Source organism: Streptomyces sp. CBMA123, from assembly GCF_014596465.1.
GTDB lineage: Bacteria > Actinomycetota > Actinomycetes > Streptomycetales > Streptomycetaceae > Kitasatospora.
Genome location: NZ_MECK01000512.1, coordinates 18,568 through 43,961 on the forward strand (window position 1 = coordinate 18,568; position 25,394 = coordinate 43,961).

The 25,394-nt window shown below is 72.3% G+C and carries 23 protein-coding genes and 1 rRNA gene; 17 read left to right on the plus strand and 7 right to left on the minus strand.

Translation table 11 applies throughout. From position 1 onward, the window contains the following. Positions 1–12: 12 nt before the first annotated feature. The 3 genes from BG452_RS35620 to BG452_RS35630 all read right to left on the minus strand — a co-directional run bounded on the left by BG452_RS35620 (position 13) and on the right by BG452_RS35630 (position 4,314). Positions 13–1,461, minus strand: a complete 1,449-nt coding sequence (locus BG452_RS35620; protein ID WP_188308472.1) for a metallopeptidase TldD-related protein — start codon at positions 1,459–1,461, stop codon at positions 13–15. Further along, positions 1,461–3,023, minus strand: coding sequence for a TldD/PmbA family protein (locus tag BG452_RS35625; protein WP_223243208.1), 1,563 nt, complete (start codon positions 3,021–3,023; stop codon positions 1,461–1,463). Before BG452_RS35625 ends, BG452_RS35620 begins: the two co-directional genes overlap by 1 nt. A gap of 145 nt (positions 3,024–3,168) precedes the next feature. Continuing rightward, the gene (locus BG452_RS35630) at positions 3,169–4,314 is read right to left on the minus strand and encodes an MBL fold metallo-hydrolase (RefSeq protein WP_188308473.1); all 1,146 of its coding nucleotides are present in this window, start codon (positions 4,312–4,314) and stop codon (positions 3,169–3,171) included. Positions 4,315–4,630: 316 nt separating this feature from the next. Between BG452_RS35630 and fabG the strand changes: the two genes are divergently transcribed. Both fabG and fabI read left to right on the plus strand, forming a co-directional pair. Next, positions 4,631–5,350, plus strand: a complete 720-nt coding sequence (gene fabG, locus BG452_RS35635; RefSeq protein ID WP_188308474.1) for a 3-oxoacyl-[acyl-carrier-protein] reductase — start codon at positions 4,631–4,633, stop codon at positions 5,348–5,350. Positions 5,351–5,352: 2 nt separating this feature from the next. Next, on the plus strand, positions 5,353–6,120 hold the full coding sequence (gene fabI, locus BG452_RS35640) for an enoyl-ACP reductase FabI (protein ID WP_188308475.1): 768 nt from the start codon (positions 5,353–5,355) through the stop codon (positions 6,118–6,120). A gap of 76 nt (positions 6,121–6,196) precedes the next feature. On the opposite strand, the gene BG452_RS35645 is transcribed toward fabI, so the two are convergent. After that, positions 6,197–6,871 (minus strand): FadR/GntR family transcriptional regulator, encoded by a 675-nt coding sequence (locus BG452_RS35645; protein WP_188308476.1) that lies wholly within the window; start codon positions 6,869–6,871, stop codon positions 6,197–6,199. Positions 6,872–6,992: 121 nt separating this feature from the next. Between BG452_RS35645 and BG452_RS35650 the strand changes: the two genes are divergently transcribed. From BG452_RS35650 to BG452_RS35655, 3 genes are all read left to right on the plus strand, one after another. Continuing rightward, positions 6,993–8,276: a CynX/NimT family MFS transporter gene (locus BG452_RS35650; protein WP_223243209.1), complete on the plus strand. Its 1,284-nt coding sequence runs from the start codon at positions 6,993–6,995 to the stop codon at positions 8,274–8,276. Between the two features lie 75 nt (positions 8,277–8,351). Further along, positions 8,352–8,474, plus strand: a complete 123-nt coding sequence (locus tag BG452_RS47380) for an SGM_5486 family transporter-associated protein (protein WP_094742991.1) — start codon at positions 8,352–8,354, stop codon at positions 8,472–8,474. 168 nt (positions 8,475–8,642) lie between these two features. Then, positions 8,643–9,170 carry a SixA phosphatase family protein gene (locus BG452_RS35655; RefSeq protein ID WP_188308478.1) on the plus strand — a complete coding sequence of 176 codons (528 nt, stop codon included), beginning with the start codon at positions 8,643–8,645 and terminating at the stop codon, positions 9,168–9,170. A gap of 77 nt (positions 9,171–9,247) precedes the next feature. On the opposite strand, the gene serB is transcribed toward BG452_RS35655, so the two are convergent. Beyond that, positions 9,248–10,495, minus strand: a complete 1,248-nt coding sequence (gene serB / locus BG452_RS35660; RefSeq protein ID WP_188308479.1) for a phosphoserine phosphatase SerB — start codon at positions 10,493–10,495, stop codon at positions 9,248–9,250. 239 nt (positions 10,496–10,734) lie between these two features. On the opposite strand from serB, the gene BG452_RS35665 reads away from it, so the two are divergent. The 3 genes from BG452_RS35665 (at position 10,735) to BG452_RS35675 (ending at position 15,371) form a co-directional block, all read left to right on the plus strand. Next, positions 10,735–13,344 (plus strand): FHA domain-containing protein, encoded by a 2,610-nt coding sequence (locus tag BG452_RS35665; RefSeq protein ID WP_317621383.1) that lies wholly within the window; start codon positions 10,735–10,737, stop codon positions 13,342–13,344. 181 nt (positions 13,345–13,525) lie between these two features. After that, entirely contained in the window at positions 13,526–14,722 is a 1,197-nt protein-coding gene (locus BG452_RS35670; protein WP_188308481.1) for a GAF domain-containing sensor histidine kinase, read from the plus strand. Continuing rightward, positions 14,715–15,371: a response regulator gene (locus tag BG452_RS35675; RefSeq protein ID WP_188308482.1), complete on the plus strand. Its 657-nt coding sequence runs from the start codon at positions 14,715–14,717 to the stop codon at positions 15,369–15,371. Before BG452_RS35670 ends, BG452_RS35675 begins: the two co-directional genes overlap by 8 nt. A 22-nt stretch (positions 15,372–15,393) precedes the next feature. Here BG452_RS35675 and BG452_RS35680 read toward each other — a convergent pair whose 3' ends face one another. Next, positions 15,394–16,197 carry a hypothetical protein gene (locus BG452_RS35680; protein WP_188308483.1) on the minus strand — a complete coding sequence of 268 codons (804 nt, stop codon included), beginning with the start codon at positions 16,195–16,197 and terminating at the stop codon, positions 15,394–15,396. 150 nt (positions 16,198–16,347) lie between these two features. Here BG452_RS35680 and BG452_RS35685 point away from each other — a divergent pair, with 150 nt between their 5' ends. From BG452_RS35685 to BG452_RS35715, 7 genes are all read left to right on the plus strand, one after another. After that, positions 16,348–17,139, plus strand: coding sequence for an ABC transporter ATP-binding protein (locus BG452_RS35685; RefSeq protein ID WP_188308484.1), 792 nt, complete (start codon positions 16,348–16,350; stop codon positions 17,137–17,139). Positions 17,140–17,258: 119 nt separating this feature from the next. Further along, entirely contained in the window at positions 17,259–17,681 is a 423-nt protein-coding gene (locus BG452_RS35690; RefSeq protein ID WP_317621384.1) for an NfeD family protein, read from the plus strand. Positions 17,682–17,691: 10 nt separating this feature from the next. Further along, complete coding sequence (locus tag BG452_RS35695; protein ID WP_188308485.1) at positions 17,692–18,744, plus strand: SPFH domain-containing protein; 1,053 nt, start codon at positions 17,692–17,694, stop codon at positions 18,742–18,744. A 285-nt stretch (positions 18,745–19,029) separates the two neighbouring features. Then, a complete protein-coding gene (locus BG452_RS35700) occupies positions 19,030–19,788 on the plus strand; it encodes a sulfite exporter TauE/SafE family protein (protein WP_188308486.1) in 759 nt (252 codons plus the stop codon). Positions 19,789–19,857: 69 nt separating this feature from the next. Beyond that, positions 19,858–20,037, plus strand: coding sequence for a DUF1272 domain-containing protein (locus tag BG452_RS35705; protein ID WP_188308487.1), 180 nt, complete (start codon positions 19,858–19,860; stop codon positions 20,035–20,037). A gap of 34 nt (positions 20,038–20,071) precedes the next feature. Then, positions 20,072–20,377 carry a 4a-hydroxytetrahydrobiopterin dehydratase gene (locus tag BG452_RS35710; RefSeq protein WP_188308488.1) on the plus strand — a complete coding sequence of 102 codons (306 nt, stop codon included), beginning with the start codon at positions 20,072–20,074 and terminating at the stop codon, positions 20,375–20,377. Between the two features lie 104 nt (positions 20,378–20,481). Further along, complete coding sequence (locus BG452_RS35715) at positions 20,482–22,446, plus strand: PQQ-binding-like beta-propeller repeat protein (protein ID WP_188308489.1); 1,965 nt, start codon at positions 20,482–20,484, stop codon at positions 22,444–22,446. Between the two features lie 12 nt (positions 22,447–22,458). Here BG452_RS35715 and BG452_RS35720 read toward each other — a convergent pair whose 3' ends face one another. Further along, entirely contained in the window at positions 22,459–22,989 is a 531-nt protein-coding gene (locus BG452_RS35720) for an HNH endonuclease (protein WP_188308490.1), read from the minus strand. Positions 22,990–23,378: 389 nt separating this feature from the next. Here BG452_RS35720 and tyrS point away from each other — a divergent pair, with 389 nt between their 5' ends. Together tyrS and BG452_RS35730 are read left to right on the plus strand one after the other, a co-directional pair. After that, the gene (tyrS, locus tag BG452_RS35725) at positions 23,379–24,674 is read left to right on the plus strand and encodes a tyrosine--tRNA ligase (RefSeq protein ID WP_188308497.1); all 1,296 of its coding nucleotides are present in this window, start codon (positions 23,379–23,381) and stop codon (positions 24,672–24,674) included. Between the two features lie 596 nt (positions 24,675–25,270). Further along, positions 25,271–25,394, plus strand: a 16S ribosomal RNA gene (locus BG452_RS35730); the annotation flags it as partial.

The following is a 25,394-nucleotide window of genomic DNA, read 5'->3' on the forward strand; positions in this document are numbered from 1 at the left end:
GTTGGTCAGCGGCTATGAGGCCTGGCTGACCGAACTCATGTTGAAGTCCGCGACACGCACGGGTGGCATCGCGGTGCGGGTGAAGTAGTCGCTCCACTCGCGGGGCAGGCAGCGTTCGGTGCGGCCCGCCTCGGTGATCCGGCCGAGCAGGTCGACCGGGGACTCGTTGAACCGGAAGTTGTTGACCGCGCCGACCACTTCGCCGTTCTCCACCAGGTAGACGCCGTCCCGGGTGAGGCCGGTGAGCAGCAGCGTCGCCGGGTCCACCTCGCGGATGTACCAGAGGCAGGTGAGCAGCAGGCCGCGCTCGGTGCGGGCGATCATCTCGTCCAGGGTCGGAGCCGACTCCTGGTCGGTCGTCTCCAGCACCAGGTTGTCGACCGCCGGGCGCAGCGGCAGGCCGGTGAGGCCGGCCGCGTGGCGGCTGGTGATCAGCTCGGTCAGCACGCCCTCCCGGATCCACTCGGTGGCGGTGATCGGCGCGCCGTTGTCGAAGACCGAGACGTCGCCGCCGGTGCTGTGCGCCAGCACGAACGGGGCGGCCTCCAGGCCGGGCTCGTGAGGGTCGGCGCGCAGGGTCAGCGGCAGGGCGGCGAGCTTGTCGCCGAGCCGGGTGCCTCCCGCCCGTCGTCCACCCTCACCGTTGTCCGGGGCGTTCTGGGCGGCCTCGCCCCTGGGCCGGGAGAAGACCGTCCGGCCCTCGGCGGCGTCCCGGCCGCCGGAGGCCCAGTGGAGGCAGAGCATCAGGTCGGCGACGGCCTCGGGCGGCAGCAGCGTCTCGTACCGCCCGGCCGGCAGGTCGATCCTGCGGGCGCCCCAGCCGAGCCGCTTGGTGAGCTCGGTGTGCAGGGCCGGGACGTCGATGTCGGTGAAGTCCCGGGTGGCGGCGCCGACCCAGGCCGAGCCGGTGAGGTCGGCCGTCTTGCCGTTGATCTCGACCATGCCGGTCGGCTGGTCGTGGCGCAGCCGCAGGCCGGTGGAGCTGCCCAGGTAGCTGGTGGTGACCTCGTGCCGGGCGAAGCCGTAGAGCAGCTCGCCCTGGGCGGCGGCGCGGGCGAAGGCCTCGCCGAGGGCCGGGCCGAAGGCCTCGAACACCTCGATGGAGGTCTCCGCGGGCGGCTGGGTGAAGTGCGGGGACGGCGGCCGGCCGTCGACCAGCGGCTGGGCGTCCTCGGCCGGGCCGGTCGCGCGGGCGGCTTCCTCGGCGGCTCGGACCAGGCCCTCGACGTCCTCGGCGGTGACGGCCTCGCGGGAGACCACGCCGGAGGCGGTGCCCTCGGCGCCGGCCACGGTGGCGATCACGGTGAGGCGGCGGCCGCGGGTGACGCCGTTGGTGGTCAGGGCGTTGCCGGCCCAGCGCAGGTTGGCGGTGGACTCCTCGTCGGCGATCACCACGCAGCCGTCGGCGCGGGAGAGGCCGAGTGCCAGCTCGACGAGTTCGTGGGGCTGCATCGCGGTCATCAGTGACCCGCCTCCTGCTGGGTGTTGAGCACGTTGACGTTGCGGAACAGCGCCGACGGGCAGCCGTGGCTGACCGCGGCGATCTGGCCGGGCTGTGCCTTGCCGCAGTTGAAGGCGCCGCCGAGGACGTAGGTCTGCGGGCCGCCGACCGCCGCCATCGAGCCCCAGAAGTCGGTGGTGGTGGCCTGGTAGGCGAAGTCCTTGACCTGGCCGGCGAGTTCGCCGTTCTTGATGGCGTAGGCGCGCTGCCCGGTGAACTGGAAGTTGTAGCGCTGCTGATCGATGGACCAGGAGCGGTCGCCCACGATGTACAGGCCCTTCTCCACTCCGGCGAACAGGCCCTCGGTGTCCGGGCCGTCGGCGGCGGGCCGGAGCGAGACGTTGGCCATCCGCTGCACCGGGACGTGCCCGGGGGAGTCCGCGAAGGCGCAGCCGTTGGAGCGCTCGAAGCCCTTCAACTTGGCCATGCCGCGGTCGAGTTGGTAGCCGACCAGGACGCCGTCCCGGATCAGGTCCCAGGACTGGGTGGCGACGCCCTCGTCGTCGTAGCCGATGGTGGACAGGCCGTGCTCGGCGGTGCGGTCGCCGGTGACGTGCATCAGCTCGGAGCCGTACTTCAGGCTGCCGAGCTGGTCGAAGGTGGCGAAGGAGGTGCCGGCGTAGGCGGCCTCGTAGCCGAGCGCGCGGTCCAGCTCGGTGGCGTGGCCGATCGACTCGTGGATGGTCAGCCAGAGGTTGGACGGGTCGATGACCAGGTCGTAGCGGCCCGCCTCGACGCTCGGGGCCCTCATCTTCTCGGCCAGCAGGACGGGCAGTTCGGCGAGCTCGGCGTCCCAGTCCCAGCCGGTGCCGGTGAGGTACTCGTAGCCGCGGCCGACCGGCGGGGCCAGGGTGCACATCGAGTCGAAGGCGCCGGTGCGCTCGTCGACCGAGGTGGCCCGCAGGTCGGCGTAGGTGCGGATCCGCTGCTGGGTCGTCATGGTGCCTGCGGTGTCCGCGTAGAACTTGTTCTCCTGCACCGTCAGCAGGGCGGCCTCGACGTGCGAGACGCCCTGGGCGGCCAGCAGCCGGGAGCTGCGGTCGGCGAGCAGAGCGGTCTTGTCGGCGTCCGGCACGTCGAAGGGGTTGATCTCGTAGGAGGAGACCCAGGTGACGTCCCGGTGGACGGGTTCGTCGGCCAGCTCGACCGGCTCGGTGGAGCCGGCCGCCCGGCTGATCCCGCCGGAGAGCCGGGCCACCGAGACGGCCTGGGCGGCGACCCGCGCCGCGGCGTCGGGGGTGAGGTCCACCCCGGCGGCGAAGCCCCAGGCGCCGTCCAGCAGCACCCGGACGGCGAAGCCCAGTTGCACGCTGTCGGAGGTGCCGGACGGACGGGCGTCGCGCAGCCGCCGGGAGGCGCTGCGGACCCGTTCCAGGCGGAAGTCGGCGTGGCTCGCGCCGAGTTCGCGGGCCCGGCCGAGGGCGGCGTCGGCGAGGGTGCGCAGCGGGAGGGCGAGGAACACGGGGTCGACGGCGCGCCCGTGCGGGGCGCCGGCGCTGTCGGCCGAAGGAATCGGAGGCAATCGGGCTCCCAGGTCGCGGGGGTGGCGGTGCGGCGCCGCGGGGGCGCCCGCACCGCATCATGGCCCGTCCACCGGTTTCCGGCCAGCGCATTTCACCTGGTGCGTCGCGGTTTCGGCCAGTGGGCTCCGGCCGTGCGGGGCTCCGTCAGGAGACGGCCTCCCACCAGCCGTCCAGCTCCGGCGGGTTGTCCACGTCGACCCGCTCGCCGGGGCGGGGGACGGCCAGCGGGACGGCCTGGGCCTTGGCCTCCGCGAGCAGCCGCTCGATCGGTTCGGCCCACGGGTGCAGGCCCAGGTTGAAGGTGCACCAGTGGACCGGCACCAGCAGGCCGGCCCGGAGGTCCCGGTGGGCGAGGACGGCGTCCTCGGGCGTCATGTGGATGTCCGCCCAGGCCGCGTCGTAGGCGCCGATCTGCACCAGCGCGGCGTCGAAGGGGCCGTGCCGCTCGCCGATCCGGGCGTAGCCCTCGAAGTAGCCGGAGTCACCGGTGTAGAAGACCTTGCGGCTCGGGCCGGCGATCACCCAGGAGCCCCACAGGGTGGTGTTGCGGGTCAGGCCGCGGCCGGAGAAGTGGTGGGCGGAGGTGAGGGTGAGCACCAGCTCGCCCAGGGTGCAGGTCTCGTCCCAGTCCAGCTCGATGATCCGGTGCTCCGGGACGCCCCAGCGGCGCAGGTGGCCGCCGATGCCGAGCGGCACCGCGAAGGGCGCGGACTGGCTGCGCACCAGGCGCTTGACCGTCGCCATGTCGAGGTGGTCGTAGTGGTCGTGGGAGATCAGCACCGCGTCTACCGGCGGCAGCTCCTCCAGCTCGATCGGCACCGGGTGCAGCCGCTTGGGGCCGACGTGGGCGGCGGGGGAGCAGCGGTCGCTCCAGATCGGGTCGAGCAGGACGCGCGAGCCCTCGATCTCCACCAGCGCCGAGGCGTGCCCGTACCAGGTGATCTCCACGCCCTCGGCGGCCGGGCCGTCCGCGGTGGCGGGGCGGACGGTGGGCACCGGGTGGGCCGGGACGCGGCCCTCGCGCTGGAACAGCATCCGGCGGACGGTGTCGCGGTCGAAGTCGGGGGTGCCGCCGGCCCGGGCGAGGGTCGAGGGCGCGTTGTGGAAGACGCCGTCGCGGTACTGCGGGGAGTCGCGCACCCGCTCCTCGCGCTCGCCGTCCGGGCGGCGTCCGAACGCCGCGGGCAGGTCGCGCAGCGACCAGGCGGTCGCGCCCAGGCCCGCCGCCAGGGCGGTGAGGGCGAGCAGTCGTCCGCGTCGGGAGGTGCTCCCGGGCCGTGCCTTGGTCATGCGCCCTGCCTTCGTTTCCTCGCCGGGACTCTTCGGGGAAGGGTACGTCCGGCCCCGGGGCGGCCCGCACCACGGGGGCAACGGGCACGCCCGCCCGTGTTGTTCCCGTACAGTGCCCCCTTTCCCGGACGGCTCCGCGGCCTGCGGGGGACGACCGGGAACGGCCCGGTGCCACCGGTGCGGATTGTCGGATTGCGACAGTTCCGCCGGTGCGGCGCTGTGGGAGCCCGATTCGTCGCCGCCGCCGACCGCCCGATAGCGTCACACTGCGTACGCATTCCGACGTACGCGCTCACACACGGAGAGAGGTGGATCGTTGAGCCGCTCGGTTCTCGTCACCGGAGGAAACCGGGGCATCGGCCTCGCGATCGCCAAGGCCTTCGCCGAAGCGGGCGACAAGGTGGCCATCACCAGCCGTTCGGGCGAGGTGCCCGAGGTCCTGGGCAAGTACGACGTCCTCGCGGTGCGCTGCGACATCACGGACGCCGCGCAGGTCGACGCCGCCTTCACGGAGATCGAGCAGAAGCACGGCGCGGTCGAGGTGCTGGTCGCCAACGCGGGGATCACCAAGGACACCCTGCTGCTGCGGATGTCCGAGGACGACTTCACCTCCGTGGTGGACACCAACCTGACCGGCACCTTCCGGGTGGTCAAGCGCGCGTCGAAGCTGATGATGCGCGCCAGGAAGGGCCGCGTCGTGCTGATCTCCTCCGTGGTGGGCCTCTCCGGCTCGCCGGGCCAGGCCAACTACGCCGCCTCCAAGGCCGGCCTGGTCGGCTTCGCCCGCTCCCTGGCGCGCGAGCTCGGCCCGCGCAACATCACCGTCAACGTGGTCGCTCCCGGCTTCGTCGACACCGACATGACCGCCGTGCTCAGCGACGAGCGCCGCGCGGAGATCGTCGCGGACGTGCCGCTGGGCCGTTACGCGGCGCCCGCCGAGGTCGCGTCCACCGTGCGGTTCCTCGGTTCGGACGAGGCCGCGTACATCACCGGAGCCGTCATTCCCGTCGACGGCGGATTGGGCATGGGTCACTGAGCATGAGTGGAATCCTCGAGGGCAAGCGGATCCTGATCACGGGCGTGCTGATGGAGTCCTCCATCGCCTTCCACACCGCGCGGCTCGCCCAGGAGCAGGGCGCCGAGATCATCCTCACCGCCTTCCCCCGCCCGAGCCTGACCGAGCGCATCGCCAAGAAGCTGCCGAAGCCGGTCAAGGTGCTGTCGCTGGACGTCTCCAGCCCGGAGGACCTGGCCGGCATCGCCGAGCAGGTCCGCGAGACCCTGCCGACCCTGGACGGCATCGTCCACTCGATCGGCTTCGCCCCGCAGGACGCCCTGGGCGGCAACTTCCTGGACACCCCGTGGGAGTCCGTGGCCACCGCGATGCACGTCTCGGCGTACTCGCTGAAGTCGCTCACCATGGCGCTGCTGCCGCTGATGCAGGACGGCGGCTCGGTCGTCGGCCTGACCTTCGACGCCCAGTACGCGTGGCCGCAGTACGACTGGATGGGCCCGGCCAAGGCCGCCCTGGAGTCGACCAACCGCTACCTGGCCCGCTACCTGGGCGAGCGGGACATCCGCTGCAACCTGATCTCGGCGGGCCCGATCGGCTCGATGGCCGCCAAGTCCATCCCGGGCTTCGGCGACCTGGCCGACACCTGGAACCAGCGCTCCCCGCTGAAGTGGGACCTGAGCGACCCGGAGCCGGCCGGCCGCGGCGTCGTCGCGCTGCTGTCGGACTGGTTCCCGAAGACCACCGGCGAGATCATCCACGTCGACGGCGGGCTGCACGCCATCGGCGCCTGACCGGCTGACTCCACCGCTGCCCGGTACCCCCGCCCTGGGGGTGCCGGGCAGCGGTGCGTTTGCGCGGGGGCGGGGCTCACGCGTCGGCGGTGGCGCAGACGCCGATGGCGCGGCCGGCCTCGACCGAGGCGCGCTGGGCGTCGCCGTCCCGGATGGCGTCCCGGATGCTGCCGTGGCCGATGTAGCGCTCGGCGATCAGCTCGGGGCCGACGTCGTTGCGCAGGTGTTCGCGGGTGACCTCGCCGAGGTCGGAGTAGACGGCCAGCAGCACGTCGTTGTGGGCGGCGGCCACCACGGCGTGGTGGAAGGCGGCGTCGGCCTGGACAAAGTCCTCGGCGTCGCCGGAGCGCCAGGCGCTCTCGCGCCGGTCGAGCGCGGCGTCCAGCAGGCCGAGGTCCCGCTCGGTGCGGCGCAGCGCGGCCAGCCCGGCCGCGGAGGTCTCCAGGGCCGCCCGCAGCTCGGCGACCTGCGCCTGGTCGGCGTCGGCGAAGCGGCGGTGCATCACCCCGGCCAGCTCGCTGGTGGCGAGCACGTAGGTGCCGGAACCCTGGCGGATGTCGAGCAGCCCGTTGTGGGCGAGGGCGCGGACGGCCTCGCGGACGGTGTTGCGGGCCACCCCGAGCTGTTCGACCAGGGCGGCCTCGGTGGGGATGCGCGAGCCGACCGGCCACTCCCCGGAGGTGATCTGGGCGCGCAGCTGTGCGATCACCTGGTCGGACAGCGGGGTGCGCCTCGGCGAGGACAGCGCCACGGGGACTCCTTGCGACTACGGGGTGGGTGGGCCCTGGGGAGGCGGCCGATGGATGAACGGTCGGCACATCATGCCAATTCCAAGGTGCATCAATTCATCCCATCATTCTATGATGGCGCCCATGCCTCCCGCAGTAGACACCACCGCCTCTCCCCGAACCGAGGCCCGGCCGCAGACCGGGCGGCCCTCCGGCTCCGCCACGTACCTCGGTGTGCTGTTCGCCGTCGCGATCGCCGTCGCCGCCTTCAACCTGCGCCCCGTGGTCACCAGCCTGGGACCGCTGCTCGACCAGGTCCGCGCCGACCTGGGCATGAACCCGACCCTGGCCGGGCTGCTCACCGCCGTCCCTTCGCTGTGCTTCGCACTGTTCGGCTTCGCGGCTCCCGTCGCGGCCCGCCGGATCGGCCCGATCGCGGTGATCACGGCCGGCATGGGCGCGATCACCGCCGGCGTGCTGGCCCGTTCCTTCGCCGGCGGTACGGCGGTGTTCCTGCTGCTCACCGCGCTCGCCCTGGCCGGGGTGGCGGTCTCCAACGTGCTGCTGCCGGTGGTGATCAAGCGGTACTTCCCGGAGAAGGTCGGTCCGATGATCGGCCTGTACTCCATGGCGCTGTCCGCCGGCACCGCCCTGGCCGCCGCCGTCACCGTGCCGCTGACCAACGCGCTCGGCGGCGACTGGCGCTACGGCCTCGGCGTCTGGGCCGCGCTGGGCGCGTTCGCCCTGGTGCTCTGGCTGGTGGTGCTGGTCGCCAAGCGCGAGCGCGGCGAGCGCGCCGGGGGCGCCGCCGCCCCCGGCAGGCTGCCGATCGCCCGCAGCCGTACCGCCTGGGCGCTGGCCTGCTTCTTCGGCCTCCAGGCCACCGGCGCGTACGTGGTGATGGGCTGGCTGCCGAAGATCTTCCAGGACTCCGGCATCGACAAGGGCACCTCCGGGGTGCTGCTCGCGGTCACCATGGTGATCGGCGTGCCGGTCTCCTTCGTGCTGCCCAACCTGGCCGCCCGGCGCGGCGACCAGCGGCTGTTCGTGGTGGTGCTGGCCTCCTGCGGCATCGCCGGGTACTCCGGTCTGGCGCTCGCCCCGGCCGCGGCGCCGTGGGTGTGGTCCGTCCTGGTGGGCCTGGCCAACTGCGCCTTCCCGCTGGTGCTGACGATGATCGGACTGCGCGCCCGGACCGCCGGCGGGGTGGCCCAGCTGTCCGCCTTCGCCCAGGGCGTCGGCTACCTGATCTCCATCCCCGGCCCGATCCTGATCGGCCGGATCTACCAGGCCACCGGCCACTGGTACCTGCCGCTGGGCTTCCTCGCGCTGCTGCTGGTGCCGCAGATGCTGTTCGGCCTGCGCGCCGCGCGGGCCCGGCACATCGAGGACGAGGCGGCCCTCCCGGCCGAGCGGGTCAAGGCCTGACCGGGAAGGTCAAGGCCTGACCAAGGCGGTGGGGCCAGCACGGGACGGGCGTGTTCGGGGTGGGAGAATCCCGACATGCCCGTTCTCGACCCGAACCCCACCGACGGCCGCAAGCAGCTCGGCCGCATCGCCCTCGCCTTCGGCGCCATCGTGGTGCTGGTGGCGGTCATCGCCACCGTCGCCGCCTCGATGGGCTGACCCCTGCGCACCGCGCGCCCGGCGCCCGTCCGGAGCGCCGGGCGTACCGGCGCCGTACTCCCGGTGACACCGCGGCGAACGGGGCATGATGGCACCCGGCACCCGGGGGAGTGGCGGCAACCGGGGGCATCGCGCCCCCGGGCCGCTTTTCTGCCAAGCTTGCTGGGTATGAGCGCCGAAACGCCCCGCAGGATCATCGTTCTCCGTCATGCCAAGGCCGACTGGCCGGACGGCGTGGACGACCACGAGCGGCCGCTGGCCGACCGGGGCCGCCACCAGGCCCCGGACGCCGGCCGCTGGCTGGTCGACTCCGGCATCAACCCCGACTTCGTGCTCTGCTCCACCGCCCTGCGCACCCGCGAGACCTGGAAGCTGGCGGCGCACGAGCTGCCCAAGCGCGCTCGCAAGACGGTGTACGAGGACCGGATCTACGAGGCCAGCCCGGGCGAGATCATCGCCGTCCTCCAGGAGACCCCGGAGGAGTACTCGGACGTGGTGCTGGTCGGCCACAACCCCGGCGTGCTGGGCCTGACCCAGGTGCTGGCCGGGGACGCCGGCGACCGGGACGCCCTGGACCGGCTGCGTCTGGGCGGCTTCCCGACGGCGGCGATCGCGGTGCTCAGCTTCAACGGGTCCTGGAAGCTCGTCGAGCCGGGCGTGGCCGAGCTGGTCTCGTACTACACGCCGCAGGACTGACCTCCGGGAACTCCGGGGACGCATGCGTGAGGGGCGCGCGGATTGGATCCGCGCGCCCCTCACGTACCTCCACAGGACTACTCGACCGAGAGCCCGCCGTCGGCCGCCTCGACCTCCTCGCGGGTGATGCCCAGCAGGTACAGCACGGTGTCCAGGAAGGGCACGTTCACCGCGGTGTCGGCGGCCTCGCGCACCACCGGCTTGGCGTTGAACGCCACCCCGAGCCCGGCCGCGTTCAGCATGTCCAGGTCGTTGGCGCCGTCGCCGATCGCCACCGTCTGCTCCAGCGGCACCTTCGCCTGCTCGGCGAACCGGGCCAGCCAGCGGGCCTTGCCCGCGCGGTCCACGATCTCGCCGACCACCCGGCCGGTGAACTTCCCGTCCACCACCTCCAGGGTGTTGGCCGCCGCGAAGTCCAGCCCCAGCTGCTCCACCAGGTGGTCGGTGACCTGGGTGAACCCGCCCGACACCACCGCGACCTGGAAGCCCAGCCGCTGGAGCGTACGGATCAGGGTGCGCGCCCCCGGCGTGAAGCGGACCTCCGCGCGCACCTTCTCCGTCACCGAGGCGTCCAGCCCGGCCAGCAGGGCGACCCGGGCCCGCAGCGACTCGGCGAAGTCCAGCTCGCCGCGCATCGCCGCCGCCGTCACCTCGGCGACCTCCTGCTCGCAGCCCGCGTGGGCGGCGAACAGCTCGATCACCTCGTCCTGGATGAGCGTGGAGTCCACGTCCATCACCACCAGGCGCTTGGCCCGGCGCTCCAGCCCGGCGGCCACCACCGCGACGTCCACCCGCTGGGTGGCCGCCTCCTGGGCCAGTTCGGCCCGCAGCTCATCGGTGGCCACGCCGGAGACGGCCAGTTCGACCGCCGTCACCGGGTACTTGGCGAGGCGGAAGACCCGGTCGATGTTGCCGCCCGCCACGGTGATCCGGGAGGTCAGCGCGGAGACGGCGGCGGCGGTCAGCGGGTGGCCGAGCACCGTCACGTGGGAACGGCCCTCGCGGCGCGGCCGGTTGTCGCCGATGCCGGAGAGGATCTCGGCCTGCAGCTTCTGCTCGTCCGCCCAGCGGTGCACGGTGGCCCGCAGGCCGCCCTCGGCGCCGGGCTCGTGGGGCGGGGTGACCAGGGCACACAGCGTGATGCGGCCACGGGTGACGACCTGCTCGATGTCGATGACGTCGACGCCGAAGCCGGCCAGGGTGGAGAAGAGGCCGGCGGTGATGCCGGGGCGGTCCTTGCCGAACACCTTGACGAGCAGGGTGCGCTCGTCCGTCCGGGGCTGGGCGGCGGGGAGGGGCTCAGCGGCCGAGGGCGATGCGTTCATGGTGTCTCCCACGCTACCGGGCGGTCGCCGCGCCGAGGGCACCCGTCCCACGTCGCGGGACACCTGCGCGCCCCCGGCCCCGGCGGCAGCCCCGAGTAGCAGCCTGGTCACAGTCACCCGGGGTGACTTTCACCGGCGGACGACGGGCTGGAATGATTCCCCCCGTCAGTCAGAGGAACAAGCACCCCCGGCCGGGGGGCCACAATTCGGGGGAACCGAGAGAGCGGGGCAGGCGAGCAGTGCCGCAACTCGTCATTGAGATCAACGGACAGCAGCGGACTCTTGAGCCCGCGCGGTCCTACACCATCGGACGCAACCCGCAGTCGGACTTCACGTTCGACGACGCCAGGGTCTCCTGGCAGCACGGGACCATCAGCTTCAACGGCAGTGCCTGGCAGCTGGACGACCACGGCAGCACCAACGGCACCTACGTGGCCGGCGCCCGCACCATGCAGGCCCAGCTGTTCGCCGGCGCCGTGGTGAACCTGGGCAACCCGGAGAACGGCCCCCGACTCGCCTTCTCCGCGCCCGCCCACGCCGTCGCCCCGCAGCCCACCCCGGTGCACGAGGCCGTCACCAGCCGCAGCCCCGCCCCGACGCCCCAGCCGCCCGGCCCGCAGCAGGGCTGGCCCGGTCAGGACCCGTACCAGCAGCACCAGGCGCAGCCCCAGCAGGCCTGGGCGGGCCAGCAGCAGCCCCCGCAGCAGTACGCGCCGCCGCAGCAGCAGCCGTACCAGCCGCTGCCGCAGGACCAGCAGCCGCCGCAGCACGGCGGGTTCCCGCAGCAGCAGGGCTTCACGCCCCCGCCGTCGCACGGCGACGGCCCGCAGCCGACGATGATCCGCAACCTGACGGCGGGCATGCGTACCGTCAGGATCGGCCGCGCGCTGGACAACGACATCGTGGTGTCCGACCTCCAGGTCTCCCGCCACCACGCCGAGCTGCGCCAGCTGCCGGACGGCCGCTACGAGATCGTCGACCTCGGCAGCCACAACGGCATCTTCCTCAACGGCCAGCGGGTGCAGCGCCAGCTGATGGGCCCGCAGGACCGGCTGACCGTCGGCCACTCCGGCTTCGTGCTGGTCGGCGACCAACTGCAGGAGTTCGTCGACACCGGCGCGGTCTCCTTCTCCGCCCGCCACCTGACCGTCGAGGTCGAGCACAAGGGCGCCAAGAAGATCCTGCTCAACGACGTCAGCTTCGGCGTCCCGGAGAAGTCCCTGGTGGCCGTCATCGGCCCGTCCGGCTCCGGCAAGTCGACCCTGCTGCGCGCCCTCACCGGCTACCGCCCGGCCGACCGCGGCGAGGTGCTGTACGACGGCCGCAACCTCTACAAGCAGTTCGCCGAACTCCGCTCCCGCATCGGCCTGGTGCCGCAGTCGGAGATCCTGCACCGCGAGCTCACCGTACGGAAGGGCCTCAAGTACGCGGCCCAGCTGCGCTTCCCCGGCGACACCGAGGCCCGCGAGCGCAACGCCCGGATCGACGAGGTGCTGTACGAGCTGCGCCTGGACAAGCGCGCCGACAACAAGATCACCGCGCTCTCCGGCGGCCAGCAGAAGCGCGTCTCGGTCGCCCTGGAGCTGCTCACCAAGCCCTCGCTGATCTTCCTGGACGAGCCCACCTCGGGCCTCGACCCGGGCATGGACCGCGAGGTCATGCAGATGCTGCGCGGCCTGGCCGACGATGGTCGCACGATCCTGGTCGTCACCCACTCGGTGGCCGAACTCGCCCTCTGCGACCGGCTGTTGGTGATGGCGCCGGGCGGTTCGGTGGCCTACTTCGGCCCGCCGGACGAGGCGCTGCACTTCTTCGGGTACGAGACCTGGGCGGACGTCTTCCAGGCCTTCGAGAACTACCCGGAGCACGACTGGGCCGGCCGCTACCGCGGTTCGGTGCACTACCAGCAGTACTCCGCCCCGACCGTCGAGGCGGGCGAGGTCCAGCACGTCCAGGTCGCCCAGGAGGCCATCAAGCCGCCCAAGCCGCAGAGCTGGGGCTCGCAGCTGTGGACGCTGATGCGCCGCTACATGTCGGTGCTCGCCTCGGACCGCGGCTTCCTGGCGCTGTCGGTGCTGCTGCCCGCGGTCATCGGCGCGGTCAGCGTGCTGATCCCCAACGAACCGGGGCTCGCGCCCAATCCGAAGACCCAGCTCCACCTCAACAACGGGGCCGCGACGATCCTGCTGATCCTGGCGATCGGCGCCTGCTTCTCCGGGGCGGCCAACTCGGTCCGCGAGCTGATCAAGGAACGGGCGATCTACGAACGGGAACGGGCCACCGGCCTCTCCCGCTCGGCGTACATGATGTCCAAGATCATCGTGCTGGGCGTCTTCTCGATCATCCAGGGCGCGATCATCTCCGCCGTCGGCTTCCTGCCGCGCAAGCTCCCCGAGCACGGTCTGATCGTCGAGAACATGCCGATGATCGAGATGACCATCGGCATGATCCTGCTCAGCTTCGCCGCGATGATGTTCGGCCTGATGATCTCCGCGCTGGTGAAGACCGCCGAGAAGACCATGCCGCTGCTGGTCATGTTCGCCATCGTCCAGGTCGTCTTCACCGGCTGCCTCTTCCAGATCTTCGGCAAGCCCGGCCTGGAGCAGGTCGCCTGGCTGATGCCGGCCCGCTGGGGCACCGGCATGGTGTCCACCACGCTGGACCTGTCGCACCTGATGGGCCCCTGGAACAAGGACTTCCAGAACCCGAACTACGACCCGCTGTGGACCCACAGCGTCGCCCAGTGGTCGATCGACGCCGGCGTGCTGATCGCCATCTCGGTCGTGATCGGCGTGATCGTGACCCGGCTGCAGCGCCGGCACGAGCCGGAGGTCATGCAGAAGGGCTGACACCCGTCGCCGCCGAAGGGCGCTCTCCCCGGTTCCGGTCCTCCCCGGTCCCGGGGGAGCGCCCTTCGGCGTCGCCCGCCCGACCCGGCCTCCCGGGCCCGGCGGCCTAGGTCCCCGGACCTGCTCCCGGCCCGGCCGGGGACGGACGCGGACGCCCCCGCGGCGGCGGTAGTTTGGCGGTATGCCCAGCACGACCGGTGACCACCGGACCTCCGCCGGCCCGCCGTACGCCTGCGACCCGCTGGCCGGCATCGAAGCCGTCAGCCAGGCGCTGCTCGCGATGAGCCGGCACCTGGAGGTCCGCGAGGTGCTGCGCCGCATCACCGCCTCCGCCCGCGAGCTGCTCGCCGCCGAGTACGCGGCCCTCGGCGTGCCCGACGACCACGGCGGCTTCGCCCAGTTCGTGGTCGACGGCGTCACCGACGAGCAGTGGCGCGCGATCGGCCCACTGCCCCGCCAGCACGGCGTGCTCGCCAAGATGCTGCACGAGACCGGGCCCACCCGGCTCGCCGACGTCCGCGAGGCCCCGGCCTTCGAGGGCTGGCCGGCCGCCCACCCCGAGATGGACGCCTTCCTCGGCATGCCGATCCTGGACACCGACGCCGCCGAGGACGAGCCCCAGGTGATGGGCGTCATCTTCCTCGCCAACAAGCGCGGCGGCGGCCTGTTCACCGACCACGACGAGGAACTGCTGCGGATCCTCGCCGCGCACGCCGCCCTCGCCCTGTCCAACGCCCGCCTGTACGAGCGCAGTCGCGAACTCACCCTGGCCGGCGAGCGTGCCCGGATCGCCCACGACCTGCACGACGCCGTCTCACAGAAGCTGTTCTCGCTGCGGCTGACCGCCAAGGCCGCCGCGAAGCTCGTCGACCGCGACCCGGCCCGGGCCCGCGCCGAACTCGCCGAAGTCGCCCGGCTCGCCGCCGAGGCCGCCGACGAACTGCGCGCCGTGGTGGTCGAACTGCGCCCCGCCGCCCTGGAGGAGGACGGGCTGAGCGCCACCCTCGCCTCCCAGGTGCAGGTGCTCGACCGCGCCCACACCGCCGACCTCGCCTTCGCCGCGGACGGCGTCCGGGCCCTGCCGCCCGCCCAGGAGGCCGCGCTGCTGCGGGTCGCCCAGGAGGCACTGCACAACGCGCTGCGCCACTCCGGCGCCGGCCGGGTCACCGTCACCCTGGCCGGCACCCCCGCCCGCGGCGCCGTGCTGCGGGTGCGTGACGACGGGCGCGGCTTCGACCCCGAGTCCGTCCGCCGGGCCGGCCGCCACCTCGGCCTGGCCTCGATGCGCGACCGGGCCGCCGCCGTCGGCGGCACGCTCACCCTGGAGTCCGCCCCCGGCAAGGGGACGCTCGTCGAGATGGAGGTCCCCGGTGCCTGAGAGCACGCCGTCGATCCGCGTCCTGCTGGTCGACGACCACCAGGTGGTCCGCCGCGGGCTGCGCACCTTCCTGGAGGTCCAGGACGACATCGAGGTGGTCGGGGAGGCCGCCGACGGGGCCGAGGGCGTCGACCGCGCCCGCGAACTCGACCCGGACGTCGTCCTGATGGACCTCAAGATGCCCGGCGTCGACGGCATCGAGGCGCTGCGCACCCTCAAGGACGGGGGCAGCCGGGCCCGGATCCTGATCGTCACCAGCTTCACCGAGCACCGCACCATGGTCCCCGCGCTGCGGGCCGGCGCCGCCGGGTACGTCTACAAGGACGTGGACCCGGAGGCGCTGGCCGGGGCGATCCGCTCGGTGCACGCCGGCCATGTGCTGCTCCAGCCCGAACTGGCCGAGGCACTGCTCGCCGACGACGGCCCGCGCGCCCCGCAGGGCCGCGGCGGCACCCTCACCGAGCGCGAGCGCGAGGTGCTCGGCCACATCGCCGACGGCCGTTCCAACCGGGAGATCGCCCGCAGCCTGCACCTGTCGGAGAAGACGGTGAAGACCCACGTGTCCAACATCCTGATGAAGCTGGACCTCGCCGACCGCACCCAGGCCGCGCTGTGGGCCGTCCGCAACGGCGAGGCCCGGGACGCCTAGCGCCGGTCGTCGCGCTGCTCGCCTAACGGTCGTCGCGCTCGTCCACCAGGGCGTTGTAGGCGGCCACCTGGGCGCGCCGGGCGGTGCGCCGCAGCGGGACCAGCACGGACTGCCGGGCGGCCATCTCGGAGGCGCTCACGGCCGCGCCGTGGTTGCCCGAGGCGATCGACAGCAGGGCGGACACCTGACGGGCCGACTCCAGCACCCGTACCGCGCGCGGCGGGTAGCCGGGGGCGAGCAGCTCGGCGTGGCCGCGCCGGCGGTACGCCTCCAGGGCACGCAGCGCCTCCGGGCCGGCGCCGGCCACGTCGAGCCGGGTGAGCAGGACGGTCGCCTCGCGCAGCCCGTCCGCCAGCTCGCGCTCGGCCTCGTACAGCGAGGGCACGTCGGCCGGCGGGGTGTCGTTGACCTCGGCGCAGCGCCACAGCACGGTGGCCGAGCGGTCCCCCTCCGGCCCGAAGACGGTGGTCTCCGGCACCAGACCGAGCGGTACGCCCACCGCGAGCACCGCCTCGCCGGCCGCCATGGCGCGCTCGTTGAAGGCGGCCGGGCCGGTCAGTCCCAGCGGGTGCCCGGCCGAGGGCAGCGCCAGCCGCAGGCCCTTCACACCCAGCACCCGCAGCCGGCCCAGCGCCCAGGTCAGCCCGTGCTGCTCGCCCGGAGCGTCCCCGGGCAGCCCGGTCACCCGGTGGCCCTCGTCGGCGCCCAGGACGGCCGCGGCGGCGTTGTCGGGCGGCACCAGGCCGCTCAGCAGGGCGTTGCCCCAGGCGGTCAGCCGCCCCGAACGGGGTTCTTCGTACGGATTGTCGGATGGAGTCGCGAGCATCCGGCCAGCCTACGGAATCGGCGGTCATCCGCGTGGCGTAGGTTTGCCCATGCGCGTGCGGCGCACCCATCCCGTGCCCACCGGCTGCCGGAGTAGGCGCGCCGCCCCGCACCGACGGCCGACATTTGTGTATTTGGGGAAGGCGTAGGCATGAGCGACGTGCTGGAGCTGGTGGACGTATCCGTGGTCCGGGAGGGGCGCGCGCTGGTCGACCAGGTCTCGTGGTCCATCTCCGAGGGTGAGCGCTGGGTCATCCTGGGCCCGAACGGCGCGGGCAAGACCACCCTGCTGCAGATCGCCTCCTCGTACCTGTTCCCGACCTCGGGCAAGGTCTCGGTGCTGGGCGAGCAGCTGGGCGAGATCGACGTCTTCGAGCTGCGTTCCCGGATCGGCCTGGCCGGTGCCTCGATGTTCGACAAGCTGCCGGCCGAGCAGACCGTCCTGCAGACGGTGCTCACCGCCGCCTACGGCATGACGGTCAGCTGGCAGGAGACCTACGAGCAGTCCGACGAGGGCCGCGCCCTCGCCCTGCTCGACCGGATGGGCATGGCCGGCCTCACCGGCCGCAAGTTCGGCACCCTCTCCGAGGGCGAGCGCAAGCGCACCCTGATCGCCCGCGCCCTGATGACCGACCCGGAGCTGCTGCTGCTCGACGAGCCCGCGGCCGGCCTGGACCTCGGCGGCCGGGAGGACCTGGTCCGCCGGCTCGGCGCGCTCGCCCAGGACGAGTTCGCGCCGGCCATGGCGATGGTCACCCACCACGTCGAGGAGATCGCCCCCGGCTTCACCCACGTCCTGATGATCCGCCAGGGCAAGGTGCTCACGGCCGGCCCGATCGACACCGAGCTGACCGCCCGCAACCTCTCCAAGTGCTTCGGCCTGCCGCTCACCCTGGAGCGCCACGGCGACCGCTGGTCGGCCCAGGGCCTGCCGCTCGGCTGACTCCCCGTCCGTCCACTTCGCCGAGGCTGTCGGAACCGGTCGCACGTGCGACCGGTTTCCGCCCCTCGACCTGCGGGAACTGTCCGCCTGGAAGGCCCTTCGCTCCCTAGGATGGACGTGTGGACAGCTGGATCTGGTGGCTCCTGGCCGCCGCAGCGCTCGGCATACCGCTGGTGCTCACCGCGATGCCGGAGTTCGCCATGTTCGCGGTCGGCGCGCTCGCGGCCGCCGGCGTGGCCGGACTGGGCGCCGGAGTGGTGCTCCAGGCCGTGACCTTCCTGGTGGTCTCGGTCGCGCTGGTGGCCTTCGTCCGGCCCATCGCCTACCGGCAGCTGCAGAAGGGTCCGCAGATCAAGATGGGCATCGAGGCGCTCCAGGGCGCCACCGCGGTCGTCGCGGAAACCGTCGACGGGGAGGGTGGACGGATCAAGCTCAACGGCGAGATCTGGTCGGCCCGCGCGCTCCACCCGGACCAGGTCTACCAGCCTGGGCAGCAGGTCGACGTCGTCGAAATCCAGGGCGCGACCGCCCTGGTCGTCTAGGGGAGAGTCCGTGGAACCCGTCCTTATCGTTTTGGTCGTCCTGGTCGTGGTGGCCTTCATCGCGCTGATCAAGACGATCCAGGTCATCCCGCAGGCCAGCGCCGCGATCGTGGAGCGCTTCGGCCGCTACACCCGGACGCTCAACGCAGGGCTGAACATCGTCGTCCCGTTCATCGACCGGGTCCGCAACCGGATCGACCTGCGCGAGCAGGTCGTGCCGTTCCCGCCCCAGCCGGTGATCACCCAGGACAACCTGGTGGTCAACATCGACACCGTCATCTACTACCAGGTCACCGACCCCCGGGCGGCCACCTACGAGGTCGCCAGCTACATCCAGGCCATCGAGCAGCTGACCGTCACCACGCTGCGCAACATCATCGGCTCGATGGACCTCGAGTCCACCCTGACCTCGCGCGAGGTCATCAACGCCGGTCTGCGCGGCGTGCTGGACGAGGCCACCGGCAAGTGGGGCATCCGGGTCAACCGGGTCGAGCTGAAGGCGATCGAGCCGCCGACCTCCATCCAGGACTCGATGGAGAAGCAGATGCGCGCCGACCGTGACAAGCGCGCCGCGATCCTCACCGCCGAGGGCCAGCGCCAGGCGCAGATCCTCAAGGCCGAGGGTGAGAAGCAGGCCGACGTGCTCCGGGCCGAGGGTGAGGCGCAGGCCGCGGTGCTGCGCGCCGACGGTGAGGCGGCCGCGATCCGGACGGTCTTCGAGGCCATCCACGACGGCGACGCCGACCAGAAGCTGCTCGCCTACCAGTACCTGCAGACCCTGCCCGAGCTGGCCAAGGGCGACTCCAACAAGCTCTGGATCATCCCCAGCGAGGTCGGCGACGCGCTCAAGGGCCTCGGCGGCGCGTTCGGTGGCCTGACCGGCAACGGCGGCGGCATGAACGGCGGCGCGGTGGCGGCGCCGAGCGTGCCGCAGACGCCCCTGGCGGCCACCCAGGTGCCGCTCGACCCGGCGGCCGGGCCGCGGCCGGTGGACGTGGAGAAGGGCGCCGCCCGGCCGCGGGTGGACCCGGCGCGGGAGTACCGCAAGATCGACCCGGAGTGAATCGACCCTGAGCGAATCGACCCGGAGCGAATCGCCTGGGGTCAATCGACCCGGAGTGATCCGACGGTGTCGTCCGGAGTTCGCCGTTCGTCGGAGGGCCCGCTACCTGGTGGTGGCGGGCCCTCGGGCTTTCCCGGCTCCGGTGCGGTGCAGCAGTGGTGCGGCGTGCCGGCGGTGTGGCGTCCCGGCGGTGTGGCGTGCGTCCCGAATGGTGGTCGGGCCTGGTCGGGCCGGTGCGCGGTCCGGCATGATCCCCTCGGACAGGACCGAGAGGAGAGATGACCCATGACGCTCTGGGAGGCGATCGCCGTCCTGGTGGCCGGTGTCGGCGCGGGGATGATCAACGTGATCGTCGGCTCCGGCACCCTGATCACCTTTCCGGTCCTGCTCGCCGTCGGCATCCCGCCGGTGACCGCCAACGTGTCCAACTCCTTCGGCCTGGTGCCCGGTTCGCTCAGCGGCGTGATCGGCTACCGCCGCGAACTGGCCGACCAGGGCCGCCGCCTGCGGCGCATGGGCACCGCCTCGCTGCTCGGCGGGCTGCTCGGCGCGCTGCTGCTGATCAAGCTGCCGAGCGGCGCCTTCGACGCGATCGTTCCGGCGCTGATCCTGCTCGCCCTCGTCCTGGTGGTGATCCAGCCCCGGGTGGCCAAGGCCGTCGCGGCCCGCCGCCGCGCCGACGGCGATCCGGACGGCGGCGCGGCGCTGCTGGTCGGAGTGTTCCTCACCGGCATCTACGGCGGGTACTTCGGCGCCGCGCAGGGCGTCCTGCTGTTGGCGCTGATGGGCATGCTGCTCCAGGAGGACCTGCAGCGGATCAACGCGGTGAAGAACGCGCTGGCGCTGATCGTCAACGGGGTCGCCGCGCTGTTCTTCCTGTTCACGTCGACGGTGAACTGGACGGCCGCCGGGCTGATCGCGGTCGGCTCGCTGGCCGGCGGCCTGCTCGGCGCCAAGGTCGGTCGCCGGCTCCCGCCGGCCGCGCTGCGCGGGGTCATCGTGGTGGTCGGGCTCGTGGCCGTCACCAAACTGCTGGTGAGTTGACCGGACATCGGACGAACGTGGGATCGTACGTCCGACCGTCTGACCGTACGTGAATCGGAGAAGTGCGCCATGGCCCTGGAGATGCGCGAGACCTGCGAGCGCTGCGAGGTGTCGCTGACCGCCGACAGCCCCGCCTCGATATGTTCCTACGAGTGCACCTTCTGTGCGGACTGCACCGAGGCCATGGCCTCCAACTGCCCCAACTGCGGCGGCGAACTGGTGGTCCGTCCGCGCCGGAAGGTCGCCTGACCGGCACCCGAGCGACGACCCCCGGAGCGCACCGATGAGCAGCAGGGCACGACTGAGCGAGGACGAGATCGGGGCGGCCCTGACGGCCGTGCCGCAGTGGCACCGTGACGGCGACAGCATCGTCCGCAGCGCCGACGCCCCCGACTTCCCGGCCGCGATCCGGGTGGTCGTCGCCGTGGCCGAACAGGCCGAGGCGCTCGACCACCACCCCGACATCGACATCCGCTGGCGCACCCTGCGGTTCGTGCTGTCCACCCACAGCGCCGGCGGGCTCACCGGCCTGGACTTCACCCTCGCCGCCCGCATCGACGAGGCCCTGCGCGCCGAGTCCGCCGCCTGAGGACCCGCTGCTCCCGCGTCGAGGGCCCGGGAGGCGTGCCCGGGCGGGCGTGAGATGCTGACTGCCGCAATCGGCAGGCAGGCGGGGCTGGGAGGGACGGAACGATGGCGCAGGAGCCCTTCGGAGACCCCCACGCCCAGCAGCAGCCCTGGTACCCCCAGGGCCCGCAGCAGGACTGGCAGGGGTACTACGACCCGCAGCAGCCGCCGTCGCAGGCACCCTCGCAGCCGCACGGGCAGTGGCAGCAGACGCCGCAGTGGGACCAGCAGCCGTACCACCAGCAGCCGTACCACCCGCAGCCGTACGACCAGCAGGGCGGCTACGGGCAGACCGGATACGTCGAGGGCGGCTACGTCCACGGCCAGGGACACGGTCATGACCAGGGCCACGGTCACGGTCAGGGCAACGGCCATGGGTCGTACGGCGGCCAGGAGCAGTACCAGCCGTACCAGCAGCCGTACCCGGACTACGGGCAGCAGCCGTACGCCGGCGCCGCGCCGCAGGCCCAGCCGGCGGAGGAGGGGCTGTACGTCCCGGTGGGGGCGGAGTACTCGGCCGACGGTTACGTGCAGGTGGAGGAGCCCCCGGCGGAGCCCGCGCCCACCGGGGAGGAGAGCGGCGCCGAGGCCGTTGAGCCCGCTGAGCCCGCCGCGCGTTCGCGGGCAGCTCGGCGCGGTGACGGTGGCTCCGGTTCCTCCTCCTCTTCCGCCTCCTCGGCCTCGCTCGTGGACAAGGTCCGGTCGGCCGTCCTGACCGGGGACCACGTGCCCAGCCGGCGGGCCCTGATGGTGCGGGCCGGCGCCGGGGTGGCCGCGCTCGGAGTGCTGATAACGGCCGCGTTGACGGTGGGCGCCGAGGGCGGCGGCAGCGCGGCCGCGACCAGCGGCGGCGAGCCCGGGTTCTCGGTGGCGCACACCAAGGTCTGGTCCGCGCAGGCCGCCGCCGCCACGCAGCCGGCGGGGGACGACACGCTGGTCGGCAGTTGGCTGCTGGCCGACGCGGTGGTCCGTGCCGACGGCTCCGGGGTGCACGCGTACGACCGGACGGCGGGCAAGCCGACCTGGACGGTCGAGCCCCCGGCGGCCGGGGCCGTCCCGTGCGGACTGTCCGTCGGCGTGAACCAGGCCGGCCTGGGCGCGGCCCTGTTCCGGCCGCAGGCGGACCCGAAGAGCCCGTGCACGCTGGTCGCCGCCGTCGACACCAAGACCGGCAAGACCGCCTGGACCAAGACCCTCTCGGACGCCAAGGGCGCCTACTCGGCGCGGATCGGCGTCACCGAGGACATGGTGGTCGCGGTCGGCGACGACCGCGCGGTGGCCTGGGCGTCGGCCGACGGCAAGGACGTCTGGCAGTACACCGGGCAGGGCAAGTTCTGCACCCTGTCCGGCGGCGTCACCGGCAAGACCGTGTTGGTCGCCTCCTCCTGCGCCGACTCGACGCCCGCCGACCAGGCCGTCTCGCTGAACGTGGCGGACGGCAAGGTCGGCTGGTGGCGGGGCCTGAACAACCAGCCGAAGACGGTCACGGTGCTCTCCGCCGAGCCGGCCGTGGTGCTCACCACCGGAGGGAAGCCCGAGGACGACCGGGTGTTCGCCTGGGGCACCGCCGGCGACCCGGCCGTCGAGATCCCGGTGGTCACCGACGCCGGCCGGTTGGCCGTCGGCCACGGAACGTTTTCGGCCACCCCCGAGGTGTTCTTCGAAGGCCGCACCATGGTCGCCGCGATGACCCCGGCGAACGCCGGCGGGCCGGTGTCCGCGGTCGGCTACGACCTGGACACCGGCAAGCAGCGCTGGAAGGCGCCGACCGCCGCCAAGGGCACCGTCCGGGCCGTCGGCGTCGACGGCGGCTCGCTGGTGCTGGCCGCCGACGAACGCCGCGACCAGCCCGCCCGCCTCGGCCGCTTCCCGCTGGCGGGCGGCCAGGAGGCGGTCGGTGGCAACTTCCCGCCCGGCACCGGCTCGCTGCTGCTCTCCGGGCGGGTGATGATCGGCGGCGGGCAGGTGGTCGTGGTGCCCGAGCACGCGACCAACTACGGCACGGCCGCGGGCTACCAGGCGAAGGGCTGAGCCCCCCCGAGGCTAGGCCGCGGTGACGGGCTGCCCCGGTACGGCCGGCAGCCAGTCGGCCAGCTCCCGGGCCTCCGAGCCGCGCAGGCCGAGCGCCAGCATCAGGGTGGCCTGCGGCGTCGGCACGAACGGCCGCCGCAGCAGTTTCATCCCGGCCTGCTCGGGCGTCCGGTCGGCCTTGTACTGGTTGTCCTCCGGGCACGCGGCCACGGTGTTCATCCAACTGTCCTCGCCACCACGCGACTTGGGCTGCAGGTGGTCCACCGTGGTGGCCCGGCGCCCGCAGTAGGCGCACAGGTGCTGGTCCCGGGCCAGGACACCCCGCCTGGACCACGGGGCCTGTTGTCGGAACGGCACCCTCACGTACCTCTGCAGCCTGATCACCCGTGGCACCGGAACGGCCACGCCCGTCCCCCGGATCGAGCGCAGCGGGTGCGCCTGCTCCACCACCGCCTTGTCCTGGAGCACCAGGACGACGGCGCGCTGGAGCGACACCGTCGTCAGGGGCTCGTAGCTCGCGTTCAGAACCAGCGTGTTGCGCACTCGGCACACCCTTCCCACGGGCGTGCCACGGCGGCACGACCGTCTCCACACACGTCACTGCCGCCGCACGGCGGTGGAACCACTCTGAATGGGCCCACAGCCGACTAACAACGGAATTTCCGGTATCGGGGAGGAACCCCGGGGGAGATCCGCCGCCGATCAGGGCCGACCGGGACCCACCCGAGGCCGACCGGGACCCACCCGAGGCCGACCGGGACCCACCCGAGGCCGACCGGGACCGACCCGGGGGCCGACCCGATCCGGTGCCTCGGAGAAAACCCGCTGGCCGGAACCGCGTAGGCTCTAGCAGGCTGGAGTCGTACCGACCCGGGGCCCGACCGAACCGGGCCAGCACCGGCCGGACGCCCGATCGAAGGAGAAGCGTGACCGTGACGGACATCGTCGACGAGCTGCAGTGGCGTGGGCTGATCGCCCTGTCCACTGACGAGGACGCACTGCGCAAGGCGTTCGCGGACGGCCCGGTCACGTTCTATTGCGGCTTCGACCCGACGGCCCCGAGCCTGCACCTGGGCAACCTGGTGCAGATCCTCACCATGCGCCGCATCCAGCAGGCGGGGAACCTCCCGATCGGCCTGGTCGGCGGCGCCACCGGCCTGATCGGCGACCCGAAGCCCACCGCCGAGCGCGTGCTCAACGACCCCGAGACGGTGGCCGGCTGGGTCGAGCGCCTGCGGGGGCAGATCTCGCGCTTCCTCGACTTCGAGGGCCCGTACGCGGCGCGCATGGTCAACAACCTGGACTGGACGTCCGGGATGTCGGCCATCAGCCTGCTGCGCGACGTCGGCAAGTACTTCCGCGTCAACAACATGATCGCCAAGGAGGCCGTCGCCCGACGGCTCAACTCCGACGCGGGCATCAGCTACACCGAGTTCAGCTACCAGATCCTCCAGGGCATGGACTACCTGGAGCTGAACCGCCGCTACGGCTGCACCCTGCAGACCGGCGGCAGCGACCAGTGGGGCAACCTCACCGCCGGCACGGACCTGATCCGCAAGGCCGACGGCAAGTCCGGGCACGCGCTGGCCACGCCGCTGATCGTCAAGGCCGACGGCACCAAGTTCGGCAAGACCGAGTCCGGCACGGTCTGGCTCGACCCCGAGCTGACCACCCCGTACGCCTTCTACCAGTTCTGGCTGAACGCGGACGACCGGGACGTCTCCAACTTCCTGCGGATCTTCAGCTTCCGCTCGAAGGAGGAGATCGAGGAGCTGGAGCGCGAGACCACCGAGCGCCCCGCCGCCCGCCTCGCCCAGCGCGCCCTGGCCGAAGAGCTCACCACGATGGTGCACGGCGCCGAGCAGTACGAGCGCGCGGTCGCCGCGTCCAAGGCGCTGTTCGGGCAGGGTGACCTGGCCGATCTGGAGGCCCCGACCCTGGCCGCGGCCCTGGCCGAGGTCCCGAAGGCCGAGGTCACCGAACTCCAGCCGGTGGTCGACCTGCTGGTCGCCGTCGGCCTGGCACCGAGCCGCTCGGCCGCCCGCCGGACGGTCAAGGAGGGCGGCGCCTACCTCAACAACGTCAAGGTGGCGGACGAGGAAGCTGTGCCGACCGAGGCCGATCTGCTGCACGGGCGCTGGCTGGTGCTGCGTCGCGGCAAGCGCAACCTGGCGGCGGCGGAGCTGCTGCCGGCGTCGGCCGCGGCGTCTGACGCGACCGCCGAGTGACCGAAACCCGACGCCGCTGAGCTGCGGCTTTGACGAACGAGGGCGGGATCCAGCCGGATCCCGCCCTCCACGTTTGACGATGTCCTCCAGGTGGCCTAGTGTTGAACGAGTCGCTGGAGCGGCCACCCCACTTAGCAAGACCCACTCTCACACTTCGAAGCCCATTCAGTTGGGTTAGTTGGCGTTGTCGTCAACAGGGTGTGAACGTGAATTTCGAGTAACTCTCGGAATACGCTAAAGTGGTGGTCGTCGCAGAAAGCGGCCCCGCCAGTTCGGGAAATCGGATGAATGAAACTCCGGAAAACGGAGCGGAAAACATCTGATAAGCTGGAAACACGAAAGAACGAAGCGCCCGGAGGGCCCGCTGGAAGGCGGTCCGAAGGAAGTGTCCGTTCCTTGAGAACTCAACAGCGTGCCAAAAGTCAACGCCAGATATGTTGACATCCCCGGCCTTGATCGTCTGATCGGGGTTGGAGATTCCTTTTGAAATAACACTAGCGAGGACGCAGTGCGCGGGACCGCCCTATTCCGGTGGTTGCCGTGCCGCTCAACGCGGGTGTGCACCGGCCCTGCTTGATTGTGGGGCCGAGTAGACATTCACGGAGAGTTTGATCCTGGCTCAGGACGAACGCTGGCGGCGTGCTTAACACATGCAAGTCGAACGGTGAAGCCCTTCGGGGTGGATCAGTGGCGAACGGGTGAGTAACACGTGGGCAATCT

Excerpts from the sequence above, each read along its gene's own strand:
- BG452_RS35620 (WP_188308472.1), bottom strand. The coding sequence starts at position 1,461 with ATGACCGCGATGCAGCCCCACGAACTCGTCGAGCTGGCACTCGGCCTC.
- BG452_RS35630 (WP_188308473.1), bottom strand. The coding sequence starts at position 4,314 with ATGACCAAGGCACGGCCCGGGAGCACCTCCCGACGCGGACGACTGCTC.
- fabI (WP_188308475.1), top strand. The coding sequence starts at position 5,353 with ATGAGTGGAATCCTCGAGGGCAAGCGGATCCTGATCACGGGCGTGCTG.
- BG452_RS35650 (WP_223243209.1), top strand. The coding sequence starts at position 6,993 with ATGCCTCCCGCAGTAGACACCACCGCCTCTCCCCGAACCGAGGCCCGG.
- BG452_RS47380 (WP_094742991.1), top strand. The coding sequence starts at position 8,352 with ATGCCCGTTCTCGACCCGAACCCCACCGACGGCCGCAAGCAGCTCGGC.
- BG452_RS35655 (WP_188308478.1), top strand. The coding sequence starts at position 8,643 with ATGAGCGCCGAAACGCCCCGCAGGATCATCGTTCTCCGTCATGCCAAG.
- serB (WP_188308479.1), bottom strand. The coding sequence starts at position 10,495 with ATGAACGCATCGCCCTCGGCCGCTGAGCCCCTCCCCGCCGCCCAGCCC.
- BG452_RS35670 (WP_188308481.1), top strand. The coding sequence starts at position 13,526 with ATGCCCAGCACGACCGGTGACCACCGGACCTCCGCCGGCCCGCCGTAC.
- BG452_RS35680 (WP_188308483.1), bottom strand. The coding sequence starts at position 16,197 with ATGCTCGCGACTCCATCCGACAATCCGTACGAAGAACCCCGTTCGGGG.
- BG452_RS35685 (WP_188308484.1), top strand. The coding sequence starts at position 16,348 with ATGAGCGACGTGCTGGAGCTGGTGGACGTATCCGTGGTCCGGGAGGGG.
- BG452_RS35700 (WP_188308486.1), top strand. The coding sequence starts at position 19,030 with ATGACGCTCTGGGAGGCGATCGCCGTCCTGGTGGCCGGTGTCGGCGCG.
- BG452_RS35705 (WP_188308487.1), top strand. The coding sequence starts at position 19,858 with ATGGCCCTGGAGATGCGCGAGACCTGCGAGCGCTGCGAGGTGTCGCTG.
- BG452_RS35710 (WP_188308488.1), top strand. The coding sequence starts at position 20,072 with ATGAGCAGCAGGGCACGACTGAGCGAGGACGAGATCGGGGCGGCCCTG.
- BG452_RS35715 (WP_188308489.1), top strand. The coding sequence starts at position 20,482 with ATGGCGCAGGAGCCCTTCGGAGACCCCCACGCCCAGCAGCAGCCCTGG.